20 protein-coding genes are annotated in these 23,997 nt (G+C 64.9%); 7 read left to right on the top strand and 13 right to left on the bottom strand.

Features of this window, described 5'->3' with window-relative positions; translation table 11 throughout:
- Positions 1-42: 42 nt before the first annotated feature.
- Complete coding sequence (locus RAD10_RS21020) at positions 43-792, bottom strand: hypothetical protein (protein WP_461619080.1); 750 nt, start codon at positions 790-792, stop codon at positions 43-45.
- Between the two features lie 293 nt (positions 793-1,085).
- Here RAD10_RS21020 and RAD10_RS21025 point away from each other — a divergent pair, with 293 nt between their 5' ends.
- The 3 genes from RAD10_RS21025 (at position 1,086) to RAD10_RS21035 (ending at position 5,987) form a co-directional block, all read left to right on the top strand.
- Positions 1,086-2,117 carry an ABC transporter substrate-binding protein gene (locus tag RAD10_RS21025; protein WP_461619081.1) on the top strand — a complete coding sequence of 344 codons (1,032 nt, stop codon included), beginning with the start codon at positions 1,086-1,088 and terminating at the stop codon, positions 2,115-2,117.
- On the top strand, positions 2,114-4,807 hold the full coding sequence (locus RAD10_RS21030) for a hybrid sensor histidine kinase/response regulator (protein ID WP_461619082.1): 2,694 nt from the start codon (positions 2,114-2,116) through the stop codon (positions 4,805-4,807). The genes RAD10_RS21025 and RAD10_RS21030 overlap by 4 nt, the downstream gene beginning before the upstream one ends.
- Positions 4,808-5,027: 220 nt before the next feature.
- Positions 5,028-5,987 carry a c-type cytochrome gene (locus tag RAD10_RS21035; protein WP_461619083.1) on the top strand — a complete coding sequence of 320 codons (960 nt, stop codon included), beginning with the start codon at positions 5,028-5,030 and terminating at the stop codon, positions 5,985-5,987.
- Positions 5,988-6,124: 137 nt separating this feature from the next.
- On the opposite strand, the gene RAD10_RS21040 is transcribed toward RAD10_RS21035, so the two are convergent.
- Entirely contained in the window at positions 6,125-6,601 is a 477-nt protein-coding gene (locus RAD10_RS21040) for a hypothetical protein (protein WP_270169555.1), read from the bottom strand.
- Between the two features lie 314 nt (positions 6,602-6,915).
- A complete protein-coding gene (locus RAD10_RS21045; RefSeq protein ID WP_461619084.1) occupies positions 6,916-7,848 on the bottom strand; it encodes a LysR family transcriptional regulator in 933 nt (310 codons plus the stop codon).
- Positions 7,849-7,976: 128 nt separating this feature from the next.
- Here RAD10_RS21045 and RAD10_RS21050 point away from each other — a divergent pair, with 128 nt between their 5' ends.
- From RAD10_RS21050 to RAD10_RS21060, 3 genes are all read left to right on the top strand, one after another.
- Positions 7,977-8,915 (top strand): ring-cleaving dioxygenase, encoded by a 939-nt coding sequence (locus RAD10_RS21050; protein ID WP_461619085.1) that lies wholly within the window; start codon positions 7,977-7,979, stop codon positions 8,913-8,915.
- Positions 8,912-9,538: an alpha/beta hydrolase gene (locus RAD10_RS21055; RefSeq protein WP_461619086.1), complete on the top strand. Its 627-nt coding sequence runs from the start codon at positions 8,912-8,914 to the stop codon at positions 9,536-9,538. Before RAD10_RS21050 ends, RAD10_RS21055 begins: the two co-directional genes overlap by 4 nt.
- 400 nt (positions 9,539-9,938) lie before the next feature.
- Entirely contained in the window at positions 9,939-10,091 is a 153-nt protein-coding gene (locus tag RAD10_RS21060) for a hypothetical protein (protein WP_461619087.1), read from the top strand.
- A 149-nt stretch (positions 10,092-10,240) separates the two neighbouring features.
- Here RAD10_RS21060 and RAD10_RS21065 read toward each other — a convergent pair whose 3' ends face one another.
- The 8 genes from RAD10_RS21065 to RAD10_RS21100 form a co-directional block, all read right to left on the bottom strand.
- The gene (locus RAD10_RS21065; RefSeq protein ID WP_461619088.1) at positions 10,241-11,446 is read right to left on the bottom strand and encodes a calcium-binding protein; all 1,206 of its coding nucleotides are present in this window, start codon (positions 11,444-11,446) and stop codon (positions 10,241-10,243) included.
- 252 nt (positions 11,447-11,698) lie between these two features.
- Positions 11,699-12,901, bottom strand: coding sequence for a calcium-binding protein (locus tag RAD10_RS21070; protein ID WP_461619089.1), 1,203 nt, complete (start codon positions 12,899-12,901; stop codon positions 11,699-11,701).
- A 561-nt stretch (positions 12,902-13,462) separates the two neighbouring features.
- Positions 13,463-14,959: an ABC transporter substrate-binding protein gene (locus RAD10_RS21075; protein ID WP_461619090.1), complete on the bottom strand. Its 1,497-nt coding sequence runs from the start codon at positions 14,957-14,959 to the stop codon at positions 13,463-13,465.
- A gap of 55 nt (positions 14,960-15,014) precedes the next feature.
- On the bottom strand, positions 15,015-16,019 hold the full coding sequence (locus RAD10_RS21080; RefSeq protein ID WP_461619091.1) for an ABC transporter ATP-binding protein: 1,005 nt from the start codon (positions 16,017-16,019) through the stop codon (positions 15,015-15,017).
- Positions 16,016-17,029 carry an ABC transporter ATP-binding protein gene (locus RAD10_RS21085; protein WP_461619092.1) on the bottom strand — a complete coding sequence of 338 codons (1,014 nt, stop codon included), beginning with the start codon at positions 17,027-17,029 and terminating at the stop codon, positions 16,016-16,018. Before RAD10_RS21085 ends, RAD10_RS21080 begins: the two co-directional genes overlap by 4 nt.
- Before the next feature lie 2 nt (positions 17,030-17,031).
- The gene (locus tag RAD10_RS21090; protein ID WP_461619093.1) at positions 17,032-17,925 is read right to left on the bottom strand and encodes an ABC transporter permease; all 894 of its coding nucleotides are present in this window, start codon (positions 17,923-17,925) and stop codon (positions 17,032-17,034) included.
- On the bottom strand, positions 17,922-18,872 hold the full coding sequence (locus RAD10_RS21095; RefSeq protein WP_461619094.1) for an ABC transporter permease: 951 nt from the start codon (positions 18,870-18,872) through the stop codon (positions 17,922-17,924). Before RAD10_RS21095 ends, RAD10_RS21090 begins: the two co-directional genes overlap by 4 nt.
- An 84-nt stretch (positions 18,873-18,956) precedes the next feature.
- A complete protein-coding gene (locus RAD10_RS21100; protein WP_461619190.1) occupies positions 18,957-20,378 on the bottom strand; it encodes an amidase in 1,422 nt (473 codons plus the stop codon).
- 126 nt (positions 20,379-20,504) lie between these two features.
- On the opposite strand from RAD10_RS21100, the gene RAD10_RS21105 reads away from it, so the two are divergent.
- A complete protein-coding gene (locus tag RAD10_RS21105; RefSeq protein ID WP_461619095.1) occupies positions 20,505-21,392 on the top strand; it encodes a LysR family transcriptional regulator in 888 nt (295 codons plus the stop codon).
- Between the two features lie 7 nt (positions 21,393-21,399).
- Here the strand turns inward: RAD10_RS21105 and RAD10_RS21110 are convergent, their stop codons facing one another.
- Together RAD10_RS21110 and RAD10_RS21115 are read right to left on the bottom strand one after the other, a co-directional pair.
- The gene (locus RAD10_RS21110) at positions 21,400-22,335 is read right to left on the bottom strand and encodes a carbohydrate kinase family protein (RefSeq protein ID WP_461619096.1); all 936 of its coding nucleotides are present in this window, start codon (positions 22,333-22,335) and stop codon (positions 21,400-21,402) included.
- A gap of 5 nt (positions 22,336-22,340) precedes the next feature.
- A complete protein-coding gene (locus tag RAD10_RS21115) occupies positions 22,341-23,987 on the bottom strand; it encodes an FGGY-family carbohydrate kinase (protein WP_461619097.1) in 1,647 nt (548 codons plus the stop codon).
- Positions 23,988-23,997: the final 10 nt, after the last annotated feature.

Here is a 23,997-nt window from a genome sequence, read left to right on the forward strand (position 1 = left end):
CCGATCCACAACCGGGTGGGAGAATGTCGTGCGATCCCGACATCAGAACTGGCCGGGCGGCAGCTTGAAGATATCGGGGCTCTTGGCGTCGGCCACGTAGAACAGCAGCAGGCTGGTCGGCGTCAGCACACGCTGGTTGTTCTCCTTGTTCTCGAACGTGCCCTGGAGCAGCAGGATCACCGAGCGATCCTTGGCGTCGCTGCCGCGGAACATCACGATGCCGCCGGCCACGGGCATGTTGACGGCGATGGAGTCCGGCTTGAAGCCTTCGCCCATGAAATGGGCGCGCAGGATGTTGGCGTTGGAGAACAGCTTCTCCGGCGTGATCGCCGCGTCAGTTCCCTTCGACCAGACCGCGCCGACCTGGATCAGCGACTTCGACTTGTAGCCGAACACGTAGGAGAGCTCGGCGGTGCCGCCGTTCGGCAGCAGGTCGGGAGCCGAATACAGCAGGCTGTGCGTCAGCTCGGACGCATTGTCCTGCGCCTTGATGGCGTCGGGCTTGGCGTTGAAATCCTTCGTCAGCGCCGCGCGCACATCGGCCTCGTTCATGCCGAACTTGGCGGAGCGGAAACCGTCGATCGCCTTGATCTTGTCGTCCGCGGCCGGTGTCTCGGCTGAATTCGCCCCGGCGGCGACGGACGTGCCGGCTGCAGCGGGAGCGCCGGCCGCGGCGGCTCTAGGTGCCGGCGCAGCCTTCTGCTTCGGTACGGCGCCCTGGGCCGCGAGCGGCCCGGCTGCAATGGAGGTGAGCAGGCCGACGACGGCCGGGATGAGATAGATTTTGCGCATCGAAAACCTTCGAAAAAACTTGAAACAACGCTTCAAAAATCGGCAGCTGCGAAATCACCTTCCGCGAACCGTCGTCGCAACCGAGACGGAAAATGTTGCAACGCGAAGGCGTTACAAGGCGTCACGAAGGAGACAACGCTCGAAACAGCGACTCTTTGGCAGCGTAGGAATACGGTATCGGGCTGCCAAACGCTGCGAATGAGCATTCATAAGCGCATTTTTTCATCAATTGTGGATGCCGGCCGTTCGCGCTAAGCATCCGCTCCGGGGCAAGCCATCATGCGAAGAGTATCATGACCGAACGGCGTTCCGCTCTCGCGGTCGATCGCCGCGGGTTCATTCGCCTTGCGGGCGCAACCGCCGCGGGATGGGTCGCGCTCGGCGCAACGTCGGATCGCATGCGGATCGTCGCATCGTTGACCGCATTGCCGCTCGACGACGAGCTGACCCGGCGGAGCCTGATCGACAGCACGACCTCCCGCCTCGGTGGCCTCGTCGCCGGCTTGAGGCAGCGCGGCTGGGTCGAAGGCGCCAACTTCCGCCTCGAGCTCCGTTCGACCTTCGGCGGACCGGACCGGCTGAAGGCCGCGATTCAGGAATTGCTGGAGCTGAAGCCGGACGTGATCCTGACGGGGTCGACGGTCGAAACCGCGGCGGTCCTTGCCGCCACCAGGACCATCCCGATCGTCTTCGCGACCGCCAACGATCCCGTCGGCAATGGCTTCGTCGAAAGCCTTGCGCATCCCGGCGGCAACGTCACCGGCTTCACCAACAGCACCGCCGAGATGGGCGGCAAATGGCTGCAGCTGATCCGCGAGGCCGTGCCTGATCTTGCGCGCGTCGGTATCCTGTTTAACCCGGCGACCACCCCTCGCGGCGGGCGCTTCTTCCTCGACTCGATCGAGCAAGAGGCGGCCGAGTCCGGAGTGTCCGCAATCCCCGCCCCCGTCAACGCGCCGGCGGACATCGACGAAGCCGTCAGGCGCTTCTCCGAGCCGCCCAAGGCGGCAATGATTGCGCTGGTCGACAGCTTCCTGGTCGTCAACCGGAAGGCGGTCGTTGCGGCGGCGGCCAAGTATCGCGTGCCCACGATCTATCCGTTCCACTACTTCATGGAGGCCGGCGGATTGATGAGCTACGGGCCGACGCTGGAAGTGCGCTCGGCCGACTATGTCGATCTCATCCTGCGCGGCACCAAGGCCGGCGACCTGCCGGTGCAATCGCCGCGCAAATACGAGCTCTTGATCAACCGCACGGTCGCCCGCACGCTGGGATTGACCATCCCATTCACGCTGCTCGCGCGCGCCGACGAGATCCGCGAGTGAACGAAACGGTCGACCAGGGACATTTGCGAACGCCTCCCGGCCGGCTGTTCCGCAAATATCTCTACTCGATCGTCGCCCTCGCCTTCGCCGCACTCGCCATCAACACCGGCTTCGACGTCTGGTTCTCCTATCGCGAACAGAAGCAGCTTCTTGCGGCGACCCAGCGCGAGCAGGCAGCGTCCGCGGCGATTCAGATCGGCCAATTCATCGGCCAGATCGAAAACCAGATCAGATGGCTCTCGCGCCTGCCGCCGGAGCTGTCGACCAACGAAGACGAGCGCCTGAACGCCATCCGTCTCCTGCGCCTCTCTCCGGCGATCGCGGAAATCGCCGAGCTCGACTCGCACGGGCTTGAACAGATGCGTGTGTCCCGCCGTGTGGCAGACCGAATCGGCAGTAAAGCCGACCTCTCCGCCTCGCCCGCCTTTCGCGGAGCCAATGAAAGCCGGGCCTATTACGGGCCGGTCTACTTCTTCGGCGACACCGAACCATTCATGACGCTCGCCACGCGCGGAATTGGCCGCAATCCCAATGTGATCGTCGCCGAGGTCAATTTGCGTTTCATCTGGGACCTCGTCGCCGGGATCAGGGTCGGCAACACCGGCAAGGCCTACGTGGTGGACCGCACGGGTGTCTTGATCGCGCATCCCGATTTGTGGCGAGCCCTGCAACGCAGCGATCTCTCCGGCCATGCCGACGTCCGCGCCGCGCTCGACGGCGTGGGGCCGCCCTCCGGCGGCCTGGTCAAGGAGGATCTGTCCGGCCAGCGCGTGCTGTCGACCTATGCGACGGTCCCCTCGCTCGGCTTGCTGGTGTTCGTCGAGCTGCCGCTCAGCGAGGCCTATGCGCCGATCTATGCATCGATTGGCCGTTCGACCTTTCTCCTCGTCGTCCTGCTGGCCGGTGCGGTGCTGGTCTCTCTCTTTCTCAGCCGGCGCATGACGGGGCCGATCCAGCTCCTGACGCAGGGCGCACGGCGGATCGGGAGCGGCGATCTCGGCCTGCGGCTCGCGATCAAGACCGGCGACGAGCTGGAAGCGCTCGGCGACCAGTTCAACCGCATGGCCGCGCAGCTGCGCTATTCCTACGCGACGCTGGAGCGCAAGGTGATCGAGCGCACCTCCGAGCTGGAGAAAGCGCGCGATCAGGCCCTTGCCGAGCACGATGCCGCCGAGCGCGCGCGCAGCGCGGCGGTGGCGGCCAATGAGACCAAATCGCGCTTCCTCGCCGTCGTCAGCCACGAACTGCGCACGCCGCTGAACGGCGTCATGGGCGTGCTGCAGCTGCTCGACGACGGCAAACTCGGCGAAGCGCAGCGGCGCCACCTCACGACCGCGGCCGCATCGGGTGAGACGCTGATCGCGCTGGTCGATGCCATCCTGGAATATGCGCGCCTGGAGGCCAGCGCCGAAACCCTGGAGCCGCGTAATTTCCGTCTCGACCAGCTGATCGAGACGGCCGCCGACCTGATGCGACCCCAGGCCTTCGGCAAGGGACTGACTTTTGACCTCGCCTGCGATGCCACGGTCAATACCTCCGTGCACGGCGATCCCGTGCGGCTCAATCGCATCCTGCTCAATTTGATCGGCAACGCCATCAAGTTCACACCATCAGGCGGGGTCGCCGTCAACGCAGCCGCCGAGCGCCATGACGATCATGTTCTGCTGCGTATCACCGTTCGCGATAGCGGCATCGGCATCGCCCCCGACATGCACGAGCGGATTTTTGAGGATTTCGTTCAGGCGGACGACAGTATCGCGCGGCGGTTCGGCGGCACCGGCCTAGGCCTCGCAATCGCGCGGCGTCTCAGCCGTTTGATGCGCGGCGAGCTGACGGTGGCGAGCACGCCGGGCGCGGGCAGCTCGTTCATGCTTGAAGTGTCGCTCGGCCTCGCCGCGAGCGGTATCGCACAAGGCGCGCTTCCGCCGCCGTCGCGGCAGCTTCGCGTGCTGCTGGTCGACGACGATCCCGTCAATTGCGAGGTCGGCGAAGCGATCCTGAAGCGGCTCGGCCACCGCGCGATCATTGCCAGAAACGGTGCGTCGGCCATTGAGCTCGCCAGCGGTCAGACGTTCGACATCATCCTGATGGATCTGCACATGCCCGACATGGACGGCGTCGAGGCGGCGTCGCGGATCGGCAAGCTCGGTCTGCCGAAGATGCCGCGCATCATCGCCGTCACCGCGGACGTGTCCTCCAGCGCACGCGAGCGGCTTGCCGACGCAGGCATTGTCCAGATCGTCAGCAAGCCGATCCTGATCAACGCGTTGCGCGAGGCGATCGAGGACGATCCGGAGGTCGAGCCGGCAGCCGCGCAACTCGCCGCGGGCGCCTTGATCGACCGGCACTATCTCGACGACCAGAAAGAGCTGCTCGGCGCCGCGCAAATCACAAAGCTCCACCACTTGCTGGAGGAGACCAGCGAAAAGCTGATCGACGACATCACCAAGGCTGCCGCGACTGGCGACCACAAACAGCTCGCCCGACACGCACATCAACTCGGCAGCGCCGCCGGCGCGCTCGGCCTCGTCAGCATGTTCGAGCGCTGCCGCGAGATCGAGCTGGCGGCGGCCACGATGTCTCCACCCGAGTGCCAGAGTGCCGCGCGTGAGCTCGCCGCGCTGCGAGCAGCCTCGATGAGCGCGCTCGACGATCTGCTCCGGCCCGCCGAGCAGCGGTCGGTCAGCTAGATTTGCTCAGATCGAGCTCTTAGCGTTTTGCCCCGGAGCAGACCAAGACGGCTGAAATCGCACATTGACGTCTGCGAGTCCCCGGCGTTGAATGGTGTTTTCGATGTGGCGGAGGAGCTGCGGCGTCCCGTCGCCCGACAAGCGGTCGGTTAGCCGCTCCTGATCTTCGCCTTCGGGAAGTACAGTTTGGCTTCACCGACGCGCTGGGAGGTCGAGAGCCATGAGATTTCCAACCGCTCTGTGGGTGTTCTCGTTGGCATTGCTCACCGCGGCGGGGGCGCGTGCGCAAATCCAGGAGGGCCCGCCAGCATGGGCCTACCCGGTCAACCCGCCCAATTTTCAACGCACGCCAGACGATGGCACGGTCAGGCACGTTCCTGACAGCGCAGCCGGTTTTACGCTCACGCAAGTGCGCGATCTGTTCGCCGCGCCCGACTGGCATCCGGACGATCATCTACCAATGCCAGAGATCGTGGCGAGGGGAAGAAAGCCAGATGTGTTCGCGTGCGGCGTCTGCCACCGGGCAGACGGACCGGGCGGTCCTGAGAATGCCAGCCTATTTGGCCTCTCCGCGGAATACATCATTCAGCAAACGGCGGAGTTCAAGACGGGCCTGCGCACGAACTCTGCGTCTCGCGTCGCCACCGACCTGATGATCAAGTTGTCCAAAGCGGTGACCGATCAGGAACTCGCAGAGGCGGCAGGCTACTTCGCCTCCATCAAGCCGAGATCGAATATTGTCGTCGTTGAGGCCGAGGCGGTGCCAAGAACGCAGGTGAGAGACCTGTTCCTGGCTCCGCTGGACGGCGCCGAGAAAGAGCCCATCGGCCAGCGCATCATCGAGATACCGGAAAACGTTGAACACTTTGTCAGCCGGGACTCGCGCGCTCGTTTCATCGCCTACGTCCCGGTAGGCAGCGTTGAGAAGGGACGGACGCTGGCAACGAACAGCGATCCGCGCGTCCAGTGCGGGACCTGTCACGGTGCTGACCTCAACGGGACTGCCATCGCGCCGGGGCTTGCGTCCCGTTCGCCCACCTACATGTTCCGGCAGCTCTATGACTTCAAATCGGGTGCGCGGAAGGGCGCCAACAGCGAACTCATGAAACCGGTTGTCGAGAATCTCAGCGTCGACGACATGATCGCACTGGTCGCCTTTTCAGTTTCGCTCAAGCACTGAAATTCTTCGGTTGCTGTGCAGCCAGCCGGCGCGCTTGGCGCGGTCGGTTCTTCGGCAGGTCGCCCGGCCGGCAATCTGCCGCCGGCCGGGCTAACGCGCCGCGTCAACTTCCTTTGCGGCCTGTGACCATTGCGCTGTCACGAACCGGACGTTTTAACGACGAGCTTTATGTTCAGCAGGTTGACGCCCTTGAATGGGTTCGGCGCGCTTTCGATTGTTCCCGTACCCGTGGCGTTCGCGTAGGCACCTGTGCCCGACAGGATGGTGTATTCGCCCGTTGATTTGCCGTCTTTGGCCGAACCGGTGTAGCGCGCCGTAATCGAGCCTTCCTCGAACGTGTACGTGCTGTAGCCGAAGAAGGGGCCCGACCCTTTGAGCAAGTCCGAACTATTGACGAACTCTTTCACTCCGATACGGCCATCGTTGAAGACGGCGACCCCAAAGAATTTGCCAGACACGACCGTCTGTCCCTCGACGTTTGCGGCCTCTATGACCTTGAGGTCGATTGGCTTCGTAACCAGCTTGAACTCAAGCACCCGCTCACCGGCTACAGCAGTCGATGCCGCGACGGCCAATGCCACGCCAGAAAGGAAAAAGCTGAGAGACTTCCGCATGTGTTCCTCCTGAGCTTGTTGAAATCAAAGTCGAGAAGCGCCGGCGAGCCACACATCATGCCCCGGCTCTTCGCGGCGGCGCGAAAGAGGGCCCTCGGCGACGCCCCGGCAGCGGCTGAAGCTGTCCGTATCTGAAGGCGAGATGTCGGGACGCAAGTATGAGTCCCGCGCGATGGGAAGAAAGTTCAGGTTTCCGTTACGGTATAATAGTGTCCAGCCACCTGCGCGGGACTCTCAGTGGGCCGATACGGGCGACATGATCAAGCTGACCAAGACTCGCTTAGCGGGGGCAAGTCGCCCGGCAGATTTATGGGTCACGGCCTGGTCTCCGCACGTCTGCCCACGCCGCCGGCTTCGTCCTCGTCACGGCTGAAGCGCTCGACGAGAAAGTCGATGAACAGCCGCACCTTCACCGACAAATGCCGCGTCGGCGGATAGACCGCATAGAGCGCCAGCGGCGGCGCGGAATAGTCTTGCAGTACCGCCCGCAGCTCGCCCTTCTTCAACGCGTCGGCAGCGATGAACTCCGGCAGCAGCGCCAGCCCCCTGCCCTTGATCGCGACGTCGCGCAGCACCTCGGCATTGTTGACGCAGAGCGACCAGGCCGGCTGGATCCAGTGATCGCCATCGGCGCCGGTAAGCTTCCACTGATTGCCCGTGAGCAGGAAGCCGTAGGTCAGCGAGGCGTGCTCGCGCAGATCCTGCGGGTGCTTTGGCGTGCCGTGACGTGCGAGATAATCCGGCGAAGCGCAGATCATGCGCGCCACCGGCATGATTTTTCGCGCGATCAAGCTCGACGATTCCAGTTCCGCGATCCGCAAGGTCACGTCAAAACCGTCCTGGACGGGATCGAGCAGGTCGTCGCTGAGCACGATCTGGAGCTGCAGCTCGCGATAGCGCGCCATGAAATCGGCCAGCACGGGCCCGAGCCGCATCGTGCCGAACGACATCGGCGCGTTGACGCGGAGCAGCCCCCGCGGCGCCGACTGGGCCTGCGTCACCGCCTGGTCGGCGGCCTCGATCTCCGAGAGGATGACGAGCGCGCGCTCGAAATAGCGCTGGCCGTTCTCGGTCGGGCTGGCATGCCGCGTGGTCCGGTTCAGGAGCTGGACGCCGAGGCTCTCCTCGAGGTCGGCGACGTATTTGCTGATCGCCGAGCGCGACAGCCGCAACTGCCGGCCCGCTTCGGCAAAACTGCCGCTTTCGACCACTTTCACGAACGCGCGGAGGCTGGCGACCTTATCCAAGGGCCGGCCCCGCCGATTGTTTCCAAATCGTAGACATAGCCGTCATATTTGCATGGATTGTCTCCAATCCAAAGCGGAACGATATTTCCGGGCAGAGCAAGACGCTCCCCGAACTCTGGAGGACGACAATGTCTGGACTGCACCATGTCACCGCGATTGCCGGCGACCCCATCAGGAATTTCGGCTTCTACACGCGGGATCTCGGCCTGCGCTTCGTCAAGAAGACGGTCAATTTCGACGATCCCGGCACCTATCACTTCTATTATGGCGACGAGACCGGCCGCCCCGGCACCATCCTGACCTTCTTTCCGTGGGCGGGCGTTCCGGCCGGGCGCCGCGGCGTCGGCGAAACTCATCAGACCGCCTTCCGCGTGCCGCAGCGCTCGCTCGGCTACTGGACCCAGCGTTTCACCGAGAAGGGCATTGCCTACGAGGCGCTGGAAAAGCGCTTTGGCGAGTCCGTGCTGCCGTTCACCGATCCCGACGGCATGGCGCTGGCGCTGGTCGGCATTCCCGGTGCCGAGAGCGAGCCCGGCTGGAGTAACGGCGACGTGCCGGCGGAGCATGCGATCCGCGGCTTCCACGGCGTGACCTTGCTGCTCGACAGCGCGGCGAAGACGGCCGCTGTCCTCACCGACGTGTTCGGCTTCAAGGAGACCGGCCGCGAAGGCTCGGTGATCCGCTTCAAGGCGCCCGGCGATGCCGAGGGCAGCGTCGTCGACGTCTACGAAGCCAAGGGCTTCTTGCGCGGCCATCAGGGCGGCGGCTCGGTGCATCACATCGCGTTCCGCGCGGCTGACGATGCCGAGCAGGGCAAGATGGCGCAAAAGCTCGTGAGCAATCACGGCCTGCATCCGACCGAGCAGAGGGACCGCAACTACTTCCGCTCGATCTACTTCCGCGAGCCCGGCGGCGTGCTGTTCGAGATCGCGACCGACATCCCCGGCTTCGCCGTCGACGAACCTGTCGCGACGCTGGGACAAGACCTCAAGCTGCCTGCTTTCCTCGAAGCGCAGCGCAAGCAGATCGAGGGCGTTCTGCCGAATCTGGAAGAGACCGTGTCATGACCGAGACTGAATTCATCCATCGTTTCGAGCCCGCGGCCAGCGCGGGCTCCCCTCCGCTGTTACTGCTGCACGGCACCGGCGGCGACGAGAACGACCTGCTCGGGCTCGGCAAGATGATCGCGCCGGGGTCCGCCCTGCTCTCGCCGCGCGGCCGCGTGCTCGAGCACGGCATGCCGCGCTTCTTCCGCCGTCTCGCCGAAGGTGTGTTCGACGAGGACGACGTCCGCCACCGCGCGAACGAGCTCGGCGAGTTCGTCAACGCGGCGCGGCAGCGCTACGGCATCGCCGCGCCGGTCGCCGTCGGCTTCTCCAATGGCGCCAACATCGCAGCCGCGCTGTTGCTGCTGAAGCCGGACGTTCTGGCCGGCGCGATCCTGCTGCGCGCGATGGTGCCGCTGTCGGATCCGCCCACAGCCGATCTTGCAGGCAAGCCGATCCTGCTGCTGTCCGGGCAGGCTGATCCGATCGTGCCGGCCAGCAATTCAGCCAAGCTTGCGGCTCTGCTCTCGCAAGCAGGCGCGAGCGTGACCCACAGGGTCCTGCCGGCGGGCCATCAATTGTCGCAAGCCGATTTGACGCTCGCCCGCGACTGGATCGGCAACGTCGACGCCAAGGCAGCATGACCTGGCAGGCGGCGCATCGTTTCCAAACGGTGCGCCGCCTCCTTCACTCGAACCGCCCGTCGTAGGTCGCACCCAGCAGCCGCTTCCGCTGTTCGCCAACTTGATCAGCTCTTCCGCCGATCTGAACCGCAATGGTGTGGTCAGAGCAGCCTTGGGCTAAGCGCCGCAAGAGGCGCTTAGCCCAAGGGCTCAAAATGGGAATACTACCCTCGATCACTGCGTGACCTCTGCATCAATTCAGGACGGAGTATGGCGCTGAACTCGGGGAGTAACAGCCGATAATGCTCCTTCCGTCACCGCGAGACTGTTCACTTTTGGCCACAGCCGCCATCGCTGATGCAACTCGCTTATGCGCAGCAAGTGCGGGACGAACCGATCATAATTCGATAGAAACGGTCATATGACCGACCAAAGTGCTGACGTCCAGGCTGCTATGCAGTATTTGACCTGGGCACTGGAAAAGATCGAAACGGTGGGCAACCAGAAAGCAGCCCACCACGCCCGTATAGCCTTAGAGGCGCTGCGCAAGGGTTCAGCTGATAAGACTGAATAATCAGCTTCGGCCTGGCACAGCAAGCCCGCTTCGGGTCAGAAGCGCTCGTCCAAGCGCGGAAGTGGTTGCGCTGCTGGGCGGCCAAGAGTGCAACCCGCGTCTCGCCCCGCTGTGAGCGGGGCGAGATCGTTACTCCCCAAGCAACTCGCTCAGATGAGGAAGTCGGTCTGGTGCAGGCTTGCCGTCTGGACGCCGTCGAGCGTGATGCTGTCGCTCGCCGAGAGATGAATCACGGCATCGCCGGCGGCATTGTCGCTGATCAGGCTCGACAGCGCCGCCCAGTCCGCAAACCCGTAATCGTGCACATTGATCAGATCGTGCTCCGTCACGGTGCTGCCGACCGCCTTGTTTCCCTGATCGAAGTCGGTGATCAGGTCGTTGCCGGAGCCTTTGTTGAAGACGAAGGTGTCGCTGTTCCCCCCGCCCGAAAGCTGGTCATCGCCGGTGCCGCCGTTGAGGATATCCCTGCCGCCGGTGATCGAGCCCGGCGTCGCGGGGGCATAGTTCGCGGCATCACCATAGAGGTGATCGTTGGTTGCTCCGCCGGTGAGAATATCGTTACCGCCTTGGGCATTGCCGGACATGGTCCGCGCATCGCCGAAGAGCTCCGGGTTCGTAAAATGGAGGGTGTCGGGGCTATCGGTCTTGAGCGTGAGAATGTCGTCGCCCCCCTGGGCATTGTCGGTCAGCGAGGTCGCCGAATCTCCGTAGCCAAATCCGGCGGTCCAGACGATGTCGGTGCCGAAGATGAAGGTGATGTTGTCGTTGCCGCCATGCGCATCGCCGCTGATGGAGCCGATTGCGTCGCCGCTGGCTACCGCCGAGCCCTCCATGGTGTTCAGACTGATGTCGAGCGTGTCATTGCCGCCCTGCGCCGTGCCGCTCATGGAACCACCGGCATCTCCGGCGTACACATTATCGTAGCTGCGCCAGCCCACCGCGCCGGTGATGGTGTCACTGCCGCCGTGCGAATTGCCCGACATGTCACCGGCGACGTCGCCGAAAGCATGCACGTTTGTGTACATTGAGTCGGCCAGGACATTGATCGTGTCGTTGCCGCCCCTGGCGTCGTCGGTCATCGCCTGGGCATCGCCGACCACGAGGGCTTCGTTCCAGCCGTAGTTGAAGTTGACCGTGAGCGAGTCGTTGCCGCCGTGGGATTGGCCATGCAGCGTCGTATTGTCGTCGCCGAACATCGTGACTTCTGCTTCGGGCTGGCTGATGGTCGCCGTCACGGTGTCGTTGCCGCCCCAGGCGTCCGTGGTGGTCGGAAAGTTCGGATCGCCGTAGATGGTTTCGATTTGACCAAACTGGTCGAGCAGGACGTCGATGGTGTCGTTCGGCAGATGTTGCATGGCGTAACTCCCATTTCATTGTCGGAAGCGGGCCTGACGCCTGCAGAATTTTCTTGCAAGACGCGTTGTTGACCACGCTTCACGGAGACGAATCTAGTTCTGGTCGATGGCGGAGGTTTGCTGGAATTCAGGACAGAGTTTGATCGCGACGGGTTTCGCTGCGCCACGCGGCGAAACTCGTCATTGCGCAGTCGCAATCGCGATGCCGCTCCGCGCGTCGCGGGGCGACACCGCCGCTCCTGCTCTGCCTCGTCAGATGATGAAGTCGGTCGGATGCAGGTTTGCCGCGTGAATCCCGTCCAGCGTGATCGAATCGTTGGCGGAGAGATGAATCACGGCATCGCCGGCGGTGTTGTCGCTGATCAGTTTCGACAGCGCCGTCCAGTCAGCGAAGCCGTAGCCCTGCACGTCGATCAAATCCTGTTCCACCGCGGTGCTGCCGACGGCCTTGTTGCCCTGATCGAAGTCCACGATCGTGTCGTTGCCCGAGCCGGTGTTGAAGACGAACAAGTCGCTGTTTCCCCCACCCCACATCCGATCGTCGCCGGCCCCGCCGTTCAGCATATCGGCGCCGCCGGTGATCGAGCCTGGTGTCGCCGGTTCATAGATTCGCGCATCGCCATACATGAAATCGCGGCCCGCGCCGCCATTGAGGATGTCGTTGCCGCCATGGGAATTGCCCGCCATGGTCGGCGCATCGCCGTACATCTGCGCGCCGGCATCCGTGTACTGGCCGTCGAGCTTGACGGTGAGCACATCGTCGCCGCCTTGGGCGAAGTCCATCAGGGTTTCAGCCGAATCCCCGAACAAGGTTCCACCTGAGATGGCGCTGCCGCCGTTCAAGGTGACGGTCAGGTTGTCGTTGCCGCCATGCGCGAGCCCCCTCAGGGAACCGATGGCGTCGCCGCTGACAGTCGCCCCGCCGTCCGTCGTGAGCACGCTGACATCGAGTGTGTCGTTGCCGCCGCGCGAGGTGTCCATCATGGAACCGCCGGCATCGCCGGCGAACAAGTTGGCGCCGCCGCGCCACGCGATTGAGCCGGTTATGTCGTCATGGCCGCCCTGCGCATTGCCTGACATGTCGCCCGCGGCATCCCCGAAGGCCGAGATCGTCGTGTAGACGGTGCGGCCGGCATCCGCGACGATGGTGTCGTTGCCGCCCTTGGAATCATCGATCATCGATTGGGTATCGCCGATCACGATGGCGGTGTCCCAGCCGCCGTCGATGTCGGCGATCAGCGTGTCGTTGCCGCCCTGGGAATGACCAAGCAACATCGTTTGGTCGTCGCCGAAGATCGTGAGTTTGGCATTAAGCGCGGCGACGGTGGCCGTCACGGTGTCGTTGCCGCCCACGACATCGGTGGCTACTGGAAAGCCGGGGTCGCCGTAGACGGTCGCGATTTGGCCAAATTGGTCAAGCGTGACGTCATGGGTATCGTTCGGCAGATGCTGCATGGCGTAACTCCCATTTCATTGTCGGAAGCGGACCTGACGCCTGCAGAGCTTTCGTTTTTTGCAAGACGCGTTGTTGACCACGCTTCACCGGGAGCGAATCTACCTTTGGTAGATGGCAGAGATTTGCAGGAATTCGGGAGAGAGTTTGATTGCGCACATGGAACCGCGCTGACATCGCGAGGAACCTCGCCGCAGGTTGCGCATCCGTGAAGCTCTGATGACCTGCCTGCAAAAGCGCGCTGGCGAACGTCGGCGTGTCTGCTTGCTACGGCACCAGGCGGAACTTGCCTCCGTCCACCTCGGTCAGGAAGGCGGAGCGCTCGTCATACCCGGTGTGGTCGGTCGGGCTTGTCGTCGACAGGCGTTGTTGTGTTTTGGCCGACGGGTCAAGGTCCAGCGCATCGCGCCGACGGTTGAACCAGCAACGCGCAAGCCATTGAAATGACTATCCCCGGCTACTGTGCATGGGGTTGTTTTTCAGGTTTTTGTCTTGGACAGGAGTTGCCCTCTCCCACAAGGGAGAGGGCGCAGAGCAACACGGATGCTGCGCCGATGCAGCCCCTACTCCCAGGACCACGTCGAGAAATCGTTCTCGTATTGCGGGACGTCCTTCCAGACGCCCTTCAGCTTCTTGTTGGTGATGGTGATGAGCTGCGGCTGGTACAGGTAGGCGGAGACGGCGTCGGTCGCGAGCATGCGCTGGGCGTCGCCGAGCAGTTTTGCGCGGGTGGCCTCCTCCGGCGTCGACACGATCTGCTTGTAGAGTGCGTTGAAGGCCTCGTTGTTGTAGCCGAGATAGTAATCCGCCTCGGTGATCTTGACGAGATCGAACGGCTCGACATGGCTGATGATGGTGAGATCGAAATTGTGCGGACCGTTGCCGGCGAACACCTGCGACAGCCATTGCGCCCATTCGACGTTCTCGATCTTGGCGACGATGCCGACCTTGGCGAGCTGGGCCGCGGCGATCTCGCCGCCCTGCCGCGCATAGGACGGCGGCGGCAGCTTGAGCGACAATTCGAGCGGCGTGGTGACGCCGGCTTCAGTGAGCAGCTTCTTGGCCTTCTCGGGATCGTAGGGATTGATTCCGGTGGTGTCGACATAGCCGAGCGCCCCCGGCACATAGAAGCTGCCGATCGGCGTGCCGAAACCATCGACGGCGCCGTCGATCATGGCCTTGCGGTCGATCGCGGCGAGGATGGCGCGGCGGACGCGGACGTCGTCCAGCGGCTTCTTGCGGTGGTTGATCGCGACGATGGTCTTGGCCCTGGAGCCGCCGACCAGCACCGTGAAGCGCGGATCGGCCTTGAACTGGGCAATGGTGCGCTGGGCCGAGACGCGCGGGAACGCATCGACGTCGCCCGACAGCAGCGCTGCCACCTGCGCCGCCGGATCGGAGATGAAGCGGATCGTCACCTTGGAGAGCTTGACCGCGGCGGCGTTGCGGTAGCCTGCCCATTTGGTCAAGGTGATCGAGGAGCCCTTGGCCCAGGCACCGAGCTGATAGGGCCCGGTGCCGACCGGCTGCGTGAGGTTGGTGGCCGCGCTCTTCGGCTCGACGATCGAGCCGCCCGCCTGCCCCAGCAGGAACGGCAGGTTCGGCTCGCCGTATTTCAAGGTGATCACGACCGTGTCGGCATCGGGCGCCTCGACCTTCTCGAAGGCCTGGTAGAGGCTCTTGTCCTTGTTGGTGCTGTTCGGCGCGGCATTGCGCTCGAACGAGAACTTCACCGCGGCAGAATCGAACGCCTCGCCGTTGTGGAATTTGACGCCCTTGCGCAGCTTGAACGTATAAGTCTTCAGGTCGGGCGAGGCGGTCCAGCTCTCCGCCAGCAACGGCGAAACGGAGCCGTCCTCGTTGATCTTGGTCAGGGTCTCGTAGATGTTGTAGAGCGTGACCTCGGCGATCGCAGCCGCGGCGGCGTTGGTGGGATCCAGCCCCGGCGGCTCCAGCGCCATCGCCATGACGACGCTGTCCTTCTTGCTCTGCGCCAGCACGGGCAAAGGCGTTGCGACCAACGCGGCGGCAAATGCAACGATCGACAATTTCCTGAACATGCGTAACTCCCCGGCCAGTTCTGTTCTTAAGCTTACGCCAATCCTGCTCCGGACACTAACCTTCCATGGCCGCCTGCGGCAACGCCATCACAGCCTCCGCCTTGTGGCAGGCGGCAAGGTGCCCCTCGCCCACCTTGCGTAACTCAGGCAGGGCCTCGCGGCAATGCTGGTCGGCGAGCGGACAGCGCGCGACATAGGGGCATCCGGTCGTGGCCGCCGATTGCGAGGCGATCGCCTGGCCACCGCGTCTTCGCCGGCCGCCGCCGGCGCGCGCCCGCGGCACGGCATCCAGCAGCGCCCGCGTATAGGGATGGGCGCAGTGCTCGAACAGATCTTCGGGCCGTCCCTGCTCGACGATCCGGCCGAGATACATCACCGCGACCTCGTCGCAGAGATAGTCGACGACGGCGAGGTCATGGCTGATCAGGATATAGCTCAGCCCGAACTGCTCCTGCAGATCCTGCATCAGGTTCAGCACCTGCGCCTGCACGGAGACGTCCAGCGCGGAGACCGGCTCATCGGCGACGATCAGCTTCGGCTGGGTAATCAGCGCACGTGCGATCGCGATGCGCTGGCGCTGGCCGCCGGAGAACTCGTGCGGATATTTCTCCATGTCGGCATCGCGCAGGCCCACTTGGCGCAACACTGCGGAGACGCGTGCGCGAAAGGTGGTGCGGTCGGCGTCTTCCAGCACGGTGAGCGGCTCGGCGACGATGCGGGCGATGGTCTGGCGCGGATCGAGCGATCCGTAGGGGTCCTGGAACACCATCTGGAAATCGCGCCGGGCGCGACGCAGTTCGTCGGCCGAGATGCGATTGAGATCACGGCCGAGCAGCGCGACCTTGCCCGACGTCGGCCGCTCCAGCGCCATCACCAGCCGCGCGAAGGTCGACTTGCCCGAACCGGATTCGCCGACGACGCCGAGGCTCTTGCCGGCGGCAACCCGCACGCTCACGCCATTGAGCGCGCGCACCTGCCCCGGCGGACGGAACAGGCTTTCCCGCGGCAGGGCGTAGCGCTGTTCGAGATCCTTCACGTCGAGAAGAGGCGCAGCGGTCATGCGGTCAGCGCTCCGACGTTCTCAGCCATCGAGACATCCGTCCTGATGCAACGCACGACGTGCCCGGGTCCGACGTCGACCATCGGCGGAAGCGCGGCGCGGCACTGATCGATCACGAGCGGACATCGGTCGGAGAAAGTGCACCCCGCCGCCAGATCTGCAAGCTCTGGCACCGTGCCCGATATCGTCTTCAACCGCGTCCCCTTGCGCGCGCCGAGCTTCGGCCGGGCGCGAAACAGGCCCTGCGTATAGGGATGCCCCATCCGGCGGAACACCTCGTCGGTCGACCCACTCTCGACGACGGTGCCGCCATACATCACCATCATGCGCCGCACGTTCTCGGCGATGACGCCGAGATCGTGCGAGATCAGGATCATCGACATGCCGCGCTCCTCGACGAGATCGGCGATGAGGTCGAGGATCTGGCCTTGGATGGTGACGTCGAGCGCGGTGGTCGGCTCGTCCGCGATCAAGAGGTCAGGCTCGCAGGCAAGCGCCATGGCGATAGTGATGCGCTGGCGCTGGCCGCCGGAAAACTGGTGCGGATAGGCATCGACGCGCCGCGCCGGATCGGGGAGTCCGACGCGGTCGAGCAAGGCTATTACCTCTTTGCGCGCCTGCGCCGCCGAATGCTTCTTGTGACGTCGCAGCGGCTCGGCGACCTGATGCCCGATCGTGTGCATCGGATTGAGCGCAGTCATCGGCTCCTGGAAGATCATGCTGATGCGGTTGCCGCGCAGGCGGCAATAATCCGCATCCGGCAATCGCGCGATTTCGTTGCCGTCCAGCTTGATGCTGCCCGAGACCACGGCGCTATCGGGCAGCAGCCCCATCAGGGACATCGCGGTGACCGATTTGCCGCAGCCGGACTCGCCGACCAGTCCCAGCGTCTCGCCGCGCTTCAGGGCAAAGCTGACGCCGCGCACGGCCTGCGCCGGCCCGCGGCTGGTATTGAGGCGGACACCAAGATTTTCAACCTCGATCAGCGGCATGACGCGTTGCTCGCCCATCGTCATCGCTCCCGTGCCAGTCTGGGATCGAGCAGGTCGCGCAATCCGTCACCGAGAAGATTGAGGCCGAGCACTGCGATCGCGATCGCAGCACCCGGGTAGACCGCGAGCATCGGCGACTGGAACAGCAGCGTCTGCGCATCGTTCAGCATCCGCCCCCAGGACGGCTGCGGCGGCTGCGTGCCGAGACCGAGATAGGACAGCGCGGCTTCGGCGAGGATCGCGAGCGCGAACTGGATGGTGACCTGCACGATCAGGATCGACAGAATATTCGGCAGCACATGCTCGATGGTGATGCGGAAGGCGCCCTTGCCGGCAGCACGCGCGGCCAGCACGAATTCGCGCGCCCAGATCGCGTTGGCCGAGCCACGCGTCAGCCGTGTCAGCGTCGGGATCTGGAAGATGCCGATCGCGACGATCGAGGTGACCATCCCCGGCCCCACCACCGCGGCGAGCATGATCGCGGACAGCACGGCCGGAAAGGCGAAGGTGAAGTCGGAGAAGCGCATGATGATCTCTTCGGTCCAGCCGCGTCGGGCCGAGGCGATCAGGCCGAGCGTGACGCCGAAGCTGAGACCGATGCTGACGGCGATGACGCCGACCATGATGGTGGCGCGGGCGCCGGCGAGCAGCAGCGAGACGATGTCGCGGCCGAAGGAATCGGTGCCGAGCCAATGCGCCGCCGACGGCGGCCGCAGCTTCGAGGCGATGTCGATCTCGTAGGGCGACCACGGCGTCCACACCAGCGAGAGCAGCGCCGAGGCGAGCACCAGCAGGCTCAGCAAACCGCCGAGCACGAAACTGCGATGGCGCAGCGCGCGGCCCCAGAAGCTCTTGGCCGGCACGCGGCGCGCCGCGATCGGCGCGTCAATCGGAGTGGTCAGGGGCGCGCTCACAGGTCGTGGACCTTGATGCGGGGATCGATGAAGGCATAGAGCACGTCGACCACGAAATTGACGATGACGACCATGGTCGCCAGCAGCATCACGCAATTGCGCACCACGATCAGATCGCGGTTGGCGATCGACTGGAAGATGAGGCGGCCAAGGCCCGGCAGATAGAACACGTTCTCGATCACGATGGTGCCGGCGAGCAGATTGGCGAATTGCAGCCCCATCACCGTCATGACGGGGATCATCGCATTGCGCAGCACGTGGCTCCACAGCACCTCGCGCTTGCCGAGCCCCTTCGCGCGCGCCGTTCGAACAAAGTCCTCGCGCAGCACTTCCAGCACCGCCGAGCGCGTGACCCGCGCAAGGATCGCGGCCTGCACCACCGCGAGCGAGATGGCCGGCAGCAGCAGCGACTTGACGCCGAGCCAGATGCCATCCTCCCAGGCGGAGAATCCCCCCGCCGAGAGCCATTGCAGCCGCACCGCGAACAGGAGCACCAAGAGGATCGCGAACCAGAAATTCGGCAACGCGATGCCGACCTGCGTCAGCGACATCACGCCGACGTCGCCGAGCTTGTTGTGGTTGGCGGCGGTGTAGATGCCGGCCGAGAGCGCCAGCGTCACCGTGATCGTCATGGCCATGATCGCGAGCGGAATGGTCAGCACCAGCCGCTCCGCGATCAGGCTGGCGACCGGGGTGCCGTAGACATAGGAGTTGCCGAGATCGCCGACGAGGAGGCCTTTGATCCATTGCAAATAGCGAACCGCCAGCGGCTGGTCGAGCCCGAGCTTGACGGTGAGCGCGCGGACCGCATCCGCCGAGGCATCGGCGCCCATCAGCATCTGCGCGGCATTGCCGGGAAGAGCATCGAGCACCAGGAAAATGATCAGGGATGCACCGACCAGCGTCGCCAGCAAGGTCAACAGACGTCGGAGGACAAATACGCTCATGCGCGCTCGGCTTCAGGGCTCAGCTGCGGCACGATCAACATGTCCGGGCGGCTGAGGCAAGCCTTTTGCTGCATGCCCATCTCCTCAAGCCGGCCAGCGGGACAGAAGGTCGCTTGAAGCCTCGAACAGCGCGCTGACGCGCAGCAATTCCGCATCGGCACGGAAGCGGCCGACGAGCTGAAGCCCGATCGGCAGGCCGTCTCGGCCAAAGCCAGAGGGCAGGCTGACGGCGGGATGGCCGGTCATGTTGAATGGCATGGTCCAGGGGAACCAGTGCGGCCGGACACTGTCGAAATGCGCTCCGTCGATCTCGATGGAGCCGAACAAATCCTGCTTGATCGGCAGCGCGGTGCGCGTGAGCGTCGGCATCGCCAGGAAGTGTCCGCGCGCAAGCAGCGATTGCACACGGCGGAACAGCGCGGTGCGCGCGAACATGGCCTCCTGGTAGTCGACGCCGCTGACTTCGGTCGCAAGCGCGAGCTGCTTGAGGAAGGCCTCGCTCAGCTCGTCCTTGTGCTCGGCTGCGAGTTTTGCAAAGCGCGTGCGCCAGACCGTGTGGTTGATAGCGCGCCAGATCGGCTCGATGTCGAAACCGTCGCCGGAGAATTCCTCGAGCTCGGCGCCTAGCCCCGCCAGCCGGTCGAGGCTCGCCTTGAAGCTGGCTGCGACCTCGGCGGACACCGGACGGCCCGGCGGCGTCAGGCAGTACAGGATCCGCTGCCCGCGCAGATCGCCGCGCGGGGCGGACGCGCCGATGAAATCGGGCACGGGAACGCCGATCGACCAGGGGTCGCAGGCATCCTCGCCTGCCATCGCCTGCATCATCAACGCGGTGTCGGCGACGGTCCGCGTGGTCGGCGTGACATAGGTCTGGTTGCCGAACGCATCCAGCGCCTGACTATGGGGGATAACTCCGTTGCTCTGCTTTAAGCCCACCACACCATTGCAGGCGGCGGGAATTCGCGTCGAGCCGCCGCCGTCGGTCGCGATCGCGAGCGGCGCGATGCCGCTGGCCACGGCAACTGCCGCGCCGCCGCTGGAGCCGCCGGAGGACCGGCACCGATCCCACGCATTGCGGGTGCGGCCGAACAAAGGTGAATCGGTCAGGCACTTGCTGCCGAATTCCGGCGTCGTGGTCTTGCCGATCAGGATTGCGCCTTCGGCGCGCAGCCGCGCCACCGCGACGGCATCCTCGTTCGGCACATTGTCCTTGTAGGGAACGGCGCCGAAGGTGGTCTTGACGCCCTTGGTGTTGACGATGTCCTTGACGGTGACGGGGATGCCGTGGAGCAGACCGAGCGGCTCGCCGGCCATCATTTTGCGCTCGGCGACGCGCGCCTGCGCCATCGCCTCGTCGCCGCAGAGCGTGATGAAGCAGTTCAACTCGGGCTGGAGCGCCTCGGCGCGCGCGAGCACGGCACTGACGATCTCGACGGGCGAAATCCGCTTTTCGGCGATGAGGCCGCGCAACTCGGTTGCGGACAGGAGACAGGGATCGCCGTTCATCGTCGTCACATCACGCTCCGAAGCGGGCCGCCGTTGGCCCAAAGCATTGACAGCGAGAATGACAGTTTTGTTAACTCGCCGTCCAATACGATTTTGATGGCCAACCCATACGTTTACGGTATGCCAATGGATCTTCGCCGCCTCCGCTATTTCGTCGCCGTCGCCGAGACCCGCAGCGTCGGCAAGGCCGCCGAGCGGCTACGGATGGCTCAGCCTCCGCTGTCCGTCCAGATCCGCAAGCTCGAGGCCGAGATCGGCGCGCCGCTGTTCCGCCGCGGCACCCGCGGCATGGACCTGACCGAGGCAGGCCAGGCGCTGCTGGCGCGTGCGAGCGAAGCTCTGGCGCTGGCCGTCGACGGCGCCGAAGCCGCGCGCGCGGTCGCCGCCGGCAAGCGCGGGCGGCTCTCGGTCGGCTACATGTTCGTCCTGGCGAATGCGATGCTGCCGCGGCTCATCCCTGAGCTACGCCGCTCGGTTCCGGGCGTCGATCTCGATTTTGCCGAGCTCAGCGCATCGACGCGCGAGGCCAGGCTGCTCGACCGCAGCGTCACGGTCGCGCTGTGCATGCCGGCCATCAACCATCCTGAGATCCAGGTGGCTCGGATCGGTGCGCAGCCTTTTATGCTGGCAATGCCGATCCGCTCGCCGCTCGCACGTCTCGGCGCCGTGCCGATGGCGCGGTTGCAGGGCCGTCCGCTGATCGCGTTGCCGCCGCCGGAGCAAGATCCCGCCTCCTCCGCGGTCGCAGCCCTGCTGCGACGACATCAGATCGTGATGCCGATCGCGAGCCGGGTGGAGACGGTGCATTCGGCGATGAGCCTGGTTCTCGCCGGCGAAGGTCTTGCGATCGTGCCGGCCTGCGCCCAGCTCGGCGCGCCACGCGGCATCGTGTTCAGGCCTCTGCGCGATGCGGCCGATTCCATCGACATCGCGGTGTGCTGGCGGAGGGATTCCCAGAGCCCGCTGATCTCAAGGTTCATAAAATGCGCCGAGAAGGCCGTTGCGCGGATGTAAGGCCGCGCTACCAGCTCCAATTGATCTCACGGCTCCAGGGCGGATCGGCGCCCGGGCGGGTGCAGGTCAGGCCGGCGCAGTTGGCGGCAAAGGACAGCGCCCGGCGGAGCTCGACGGCGCTGATGTCCTTCAATGCTTGCCGGGCAATGCGTCCCTGCTTGTGCAGGGCAAAGAGCAGCGCCGCCTGAAAACTGTCGCCCGCGCCGATCGTGTCGGCGACTTCGACCTTGGGCGCGGCGACCTCGATCTGACCTACCCCCGCGTGCCACGCGATCGCGCCATTGTCGCCGCGAGTGATGACGACGAGGCGCGTGCCCTGCCCGAGCAGCGCGCTCGCCCGCCGCTCGTAAGGCTCGTCGCCGAAGAGATAGGCGAAGTCGACATCCGACATCTTGATGAGATCGGCGCGGCCAGCGAACTCGGCCATGCGCGCCAGGTAAGCCGGCTTGTCCTTGACCAGATTGGGCCGGCAGTTCGGATCGAAGGAGATCGTCGATGACGCCCGCGCGTCCGCGATCAGCGCTATCGTGTGCGCCGCGCCCTGGTCGTTGACGAGCGTGGTCGAGCCGACATGAACGGCTTCCACATTCGCGAACGGAATCGTCCCGCGCCGGTAGGTCCAGTTCCCCGTCGCGGTTCCGGCGTCGTAGAAGGCGTAATGCGACTCGCCCGCGACGATGCGGACGAAAGCGAGCGTGGTCTGGTGATCACTGCGGGTAGCGAGATTGAGGTCGACGTTGGAGGCCGCCGCATGATCTGCGATCATCCGTCCGAACAAATCGGTCGAGATGCCGCCGACGAACCCGGTGGGTGCGCCCAGCCGGGCCATGCCGATGGCGACGTTGAGACAGGAGCCGCCGACCGCCGGCATCACCGCCTCACGCCCTTGCGCATTTCGCGTCGGCACGAAATCGATCAGCGCATCGCCGCAGGCAATCAGCATGTTCTTCAACCTCTCGCGATGTCGGCCATCGCCGCGCGGCTGCCGCGATCGACGTCGCGCAGGAGAGTATAGACCTCGCGCTTGCGGGCGTGAAACGCGGCCATGTCGGGCGCGGTCGGCTCGCTCTTCCGTCCCAGCGCCGACATTTTTGCCATGGTCTCGCCGATCGAGGCATAGGCGCCGCCGGCCACCGCCCCCAGCATCGCAGCCCCCAGCAGCACCGGCTCCCTGGTCTGCGGCAGCGCGACGGTGAGGCCCGTCGTATCCGCCATGATCTGCCGCACCAGCGGGCTGCGGCTCGCACCGCCCCCCATGATCATGATGCTGGAGCGAACGCCATGCGCGGCAAAAGCCTCGATCACCTCGGCGAGCCCATAAGCGAGCCCGCACAGGCCGGCGACGAACAGCCGCTCCATCGCGGCGATGTCGGTGTCGAGATCGAGGCCCGCGATCACCGCGCGCGTATCGGGGTCGGCGTACGGCGAGCGGTTGCCGATGAATTCGGGGAGAACATGGATGTCGCGGGCGAGCAGCGCGGCACGGCTGGCGCTGCCTGCGCGCGCGATGATACGGCGCTCGAGGAAGTCGATGAGGTCGAGACCCTCGCTGCGCGCCGCCGCGCTCGCCTCGGTGTGGCCCGGATGCGACTTGAGGAGATGGTCGATCGCCGCGCCCGCGGCCGACTGGCCGCCTTCGTTGAGCCAGAAGTCCGGGACCATCCCGGAGTAATAAGGCCCCCACACGCCGGGGACGAAGCACGGCTCCGTCGTCGTCGCCATGATGCAGGCCGACGTTCCCATGATGTAGGCAAGGCGGTCGCAGACATCGGTCGCCCCGCCCGATCCGTCGCGTCCGCCGATCGCGCCGATGCCACCGGCATGCGCATCGATCAGCGAGGCACCGACCGGTATGCCCGGCGACAGGCCGAACTCGGCAGCAGCTGTGCGGGTGAGCCCCACGCCGAGCCGCGTGCCGGGGGCGACGATCTCGGTGCCGATGCGAGCGTATTTCTCATTGACGAAATCGGACAGGCCGATGCGCTTGAAGAATTGCGCGCTCCAGCCGCCGCCGTCATGGGCGAGATAGTTCCATTTGCAGGTAACGGTGCAGGTGGAACGCTGGAGCGAGCCGGTCGCGCGCCAGGTCAGATAATCCGCGAGATCGAAGAAGTGGCCCGCGGTGTCGAAGCTCCCACGAAGGTGCCGCTTCAACCATAGCAGCTTCGGCATCTCCATCTCGGGCGAGATCGAGCCGCCGACATAGCGCAGCACGGCGTCCTCGGTCTCGTTGATCAGCCGCGCCTCGGCGATGGCGCGATGATCCATCCAGACGATGACATTGCGTTGCTTGTCGCCGGACGCGCTGACCGTGAGCGGTTCGCCCTGCCTATCGAGGACAACCAGCGAACAGGTCGCATCAAAGCCGATGCCGCCGACGCTGTCAGGCGCGATGGCGGCTTCCGCCATCGCGGCCCGCACCGATGTCGCGCAGGCGTCCCAGATGTCCTGGGACGATTGCTCGACGATATCGCCGGCCTCGTGCCAGATCCGGATCGGATGCCGGGCGGTGGCCAAAAGCGTGCCGGCCTCGTCAAACACTCCGGCCCGCGTGCTGGTGGTCCCCACGTCGACGCCGATATACGCTCGCGGCATTGTCGCTCCC

The sequence above is a fragment of the Bradyrhizobium sp. 23AC genome, from assembly GCF_054863025.1.

Excerpts from the sequence above, each read along its gene's own strand:
- RAD10_RS21095 (WP_461619094.1), bottom strand. The coding sequence starts at position 18,872 with ATGAGCGTATTTGTCCTCCGACGTCTGTTGACCTTGCTGGCGACGCTG.
- RAD10_RS21025 (WP_461619081.1), top strand. The coding sequence starts at position 1,086 with ATGACCGAACGGCGTTCCGCTCTCGCGGTCGATCGCCGCGGGTTCATT.
- RAD10_RS21055 (WP_461619086.1), top strand. The coding sequence starts at position 8,912 with ATGACCGAGACTGAATTCATCCATCGTTTCGAGCCCGCGGCCAGCGCG.
- RAD10_RS21075 (WP_461619090.1), bottom strand. The coding sequence starts at position 14,959 with ATGTTCAGGAAATTGTCGATCGTTGCATTTGCCGCCGCGTTGGTCGCA.
- RAD10_RS21035 (WP_461619083.1), top strand. The coding sequence starts at position 5,028 with ATGAGATTTCCAACCGCTCTGTGGGTGTTCTCGTTGGCATTGCTCACC.
- RAD10_RS21020 (WP_461619080.1), bottom strand. The coding sequence starts at position 792 with ATGCGCAAAATCTATCTCATCCCGGCCGTCGTCGGCCTGCTCACCTCC.
- RAD10_RS21110 (WP_461619096.1), bottom strand. The coding sequence starts at position 22,335 with ATGCTGATTGCCTGCGGCGATGCGCTGATCGATTTCGTGCCGACGCGA.
- RAD10_RS21060 (WP_461619087.1), top strand. The coding sequence starts at position 9,939 with ATGACCGACCAAAGTGCTGACGTCCAGGCTGCTATGCAGTATTTGACC.
- RAD10_RS21070 (WP_461619089.1), bottom strand. The coding sequence starts at position 12,901 with ATGCAGCATCTGCCGAACGATACCCATGACGTCACGCTTGACCAATTT.
- RAD10_RS21065 (WP_461619088.1), bottom strand. The coding sequence starts at position 11,446 with ATGCAACATCTGCCGAACGACACCATCGACGTCCTGCTCGACCAGTTT.
- RAD10_RS21105 (WP_461619095.1), top strand. The coding sequence starts at position 20,505 with ATGGATCTTCGCCGCCTCCGCTATTTCGTCGCCGTCGCCGAGACCCGC.
- RAD10_RS21050 (WP_461619085.1), top strand. The coding sequence starts at position 7,977 with ATGTCTGGACTGCACCATGTCACCGCGATTGCCGGCGACCCCATCAGG.
- RAD10_RS21080 (WP_461619091.1), bottom strand. The coding sequence starts at position 16,019 with ATGACCGCTGCGCCTCTTCTCGACGTGAAGGATCTCGAACAGCGCTAC.
- RAD10_RS21085 (WP_461619092.1), bottom strand. The coding sequence starts at position 17,029 with ATGGGCGAGCAACGCGTCATGCCGCTGATCGAGGTTGAAAATCTTGGT.
- RAD10_RS21115 (WP_461619097.1), bottom strand. The coding sequence starts at position 23,987 with ATGCCGCGAGCGTATATCGGCGTCGACGTGGGGACCACCAGCACGCGG.
- RAD10_RS21100 (WP_461619190.1), bottom strand. The coding sequence starts at position 20,378 with ATGAACGGCGATCCCTGTCTCCTGTCCGCAACCGAGTTGCGCGGCCTC.
- RAD10_RS21040 (WP_270169555.1), bottom strand. The coding sequence starts at position 6,601 with ATGCGGAAGTCTCTCAGCTTTTTCCTTTCTGGCGTGGCATTGGCCGTC.